This is a genomic window from Undibacterium sp. GW821-FHT11H02, assembly GCF_058808015.1.
Genome location: NZ_JBXARG010000043.1, coordinates 1 through 2,954 on the forward strand (window position 1 = coordinate 1; position 2,954 = coordinate 2,954).

Annotated in this window: 1 protein-coding gene; it reads left to right on the forward strand. The window is 48.3% G+C overall.

Annotation, left to right across the window (positions count from 1 at the left end; translation table 11 throughout):
- Positions 1-2,954 (forward strand): beta strand repeat-containing protein (locus AC1RR2_RS20855; RefSeq protein WP_493224211.1); only part of this gene is annotated, 2,954 nt, incomplete at both ends.

The window sequence follows — 2,954 nt, forward strand, 5'->3', positions numbered from 1 at the left end:
AGTGATTACAACACGACCCCGACGTTCAGCAATGGAGTCACTTTAGTCGGTGGCAACTTGATCGTTCCAGCCGGTGTGACTAGTTTCACGGTCACGGTAGGCACGATCAATGATGCCGTCGTTGATGCTGCGGCGCTTGAGACTGTTCCATTGGTGATCGGTGGTGTTACAGGTGCCGGTGGTATTCTCGATCGTATTACCATGACCAATGTGATTAGTGATGACGATGATGTAGAAGAAAACCGTGATGCCGTCGGTGCCAATGACATTACACATGCCGGCACGATCTCGAGTGCTTATTCTGGACTGATTTTATCTATCGATGATACTCAAGCATCTGGATTGACATCGAATGGCGAAGTTGTGACTTATTCTTGGAATACGTCAAGCCGTACCTTGACCGCTAGCACTGCAAGTTCAGGGACGGTATTTACCGTAACTGTGAATTCGGGGAACGATGGCTATGTGTTCAAGCAAGTCCGTCCATTAGATCATGCAATTATCGCCGGTGAAAATCATAGTCAGAATATCCCATTGAATTTGATTGCTAAGGATGGAAGTGGTGCTCAGTTATCTACCACGGCATTTGACGTGACGGTGTTTGATGACGCACCTACAGTGAGTGGTAATTTAACGATAGTAACGAATAACGATGGTGCTTATTTCGAATCAAACTTCTTGTCACAAGCGATAGTCTCGAATGATGTGACTTCCGTGCAATGGAATACGGCAGCATTACCTTCTTTAGTTTATGAAGGAAAACCTGTGATTTACGTGGATAACGGTTCAGGTTTACTCACCGGGCAGATCGCGGATGGCACTTTGGTATTCCGGGCGCAGATTAACCCAAATGATCTTGATGCCAATAATCATCCTAAATACACATTTGAGTTGTTAAATACCCTCGGTCGATTAGGTATTGAAGGGTCAACTTCAACCTATACCGTGATTAGTGGCGGCAATATTAATCAGGTGGATTTGAGTTTTGGCGGTTATTTGATCAACAGTATGACTTCGTTTGATAGTGTTGGTAGCGCATCTACTGTGAACACGAATGCGAGTTGGATTGGGGTTGGTGGGAACTGGTTCGATCCAAATGAAAAATTGTCGATGACCTTTAAAGATCCGATGGGTAATGATGGTCAGGTTCGTGGATTAAACATGTTGGTTGAAGGGCAGGGTAGTGGTGCATACACTCTGAATTGGACGGTGACTGTTGCGATTGATTCATCCGGCAATACGTCGACCTACTCAGGAAGTGTGAATGGTTCTGGTAATGCGGATGTACCATTTAATATTCCTTTGCAAAACGGCGCTTTGTATTTTACGAAACTAGAAGTCACAGATTCACTTGGCCAGTTCCGAATTGGACTTTCCGCAGTAACTGCAAATAATTACTTTACAGATTTGAGTTTGCCGTTAAGTTATACATTGACGGATTATGACGGCGATGCTGTGAATGGTGCTATTGATGTGACTCTAAAGGCATCAACAACGATTAGTACAATTGAGCCAGGTGCGTTAGGTACAGGTGACGACAATGTAGTCGAAGGTAATAACTTAGTCTACACAGTGACCTTGTCGGGCACGACGTCAAACACTTCAACCTATGCTTACACCTTAGGTGGTACAGCGACCGCAGGCAGTGATTACAACACAACGCCAACGTTCAGCAATGGCGTCACCTTAGTCGGTGGTAATTTGATTGTGCCAGCTGGTGTAGCTAGCTTCACGGTCACGGTAGCCACAATCGATGATGTGGTCTTGGAGTCAGTGACACCAGAAACTTTACCATTGGTGATTGCGGGCGTGACCGGTGCTGGTGGCATTACGGATAATGACAAACCGACCGTAACGACCGTAGAACCTGGTGCACCGGGCGCAGGTGACGACAATGTAGTCGAAGGTAATAACTTAGTCTACACCGTGACCTTATCGGGCACGACGTCGAATACCTCAACCTATACTTACACCTTAGGTGGTGGTACCGCGACCGCGGGCAGCGATTACAACACCACGCCAACGTTCAGTAATGGCGTGACTTTAGTCGGTGGTAACTTGATCGTTCCAGCTGGTGTGAATAGTTTCACGGTCACGGTAGCCACAATTGATGATGTGGCCTTGGAGTCAGTGACACCAGAAACTTTACCATTGGTGATTGCAGGCGTGACCGGCGCTGGTGGCATTACGGACAATGACAAACCGACCGTAACGACCGTAGAACCAGGCGCACCAGGTGTAGGTGATAACAATGTGGTCGAAGGTAATAACTTAGTCTACACCGTCACCTTGTCGGGCACGACGTCAAACACTTCAACCTATGCTTACACCTTGGGTGGTGGTACCGCGACCGCAGGCAGTGATTACAACGCAACGCCAACGTTCAGCAACGGCGTGACTTTAGTTGGTGGTAATCTGATCGTTCCAGCCGGTGTGGCTAGCTTCACGGTCACGGTAGCAACGATTGACGATGTGGCCTTGGAATCGGCTACACCAGAGACCTTGCCGTTGGTGATTGCAGGCGTGACCGGTGCTGGTGGCATTACGGACAATGACAAACCGACCGTAACAACCGTAGAACCAGGTGCACCAGGTGCAGGTGATAACAATGTGGTCGAAGGCACTAACTTGGTCTACACCGTCACCTTATCGGGTACGACGTCAAACACTTCAACCTATGCTTACACCTTAGGTGGTGGCACAGCGACCGCAGGCAGTGATTACAACACAACGCCAACGTTTAGCAATGGCGTCACTTTAGTCGGTGGTAACTTGATCGTTCCAGCGGGTGTATCTAGCTTCACGGTCACGGTAGCAACGATTGACGATGTGGCCTTGGAGTCAGTGACACCAGAAACTTTACCATTGGTGATCGCTGGCGTGACCGGCGCTGGTGGCATTACGGACAATGACAAACCGACCGTAACGACCGTAGAACCAGGCGCACCAGGCGC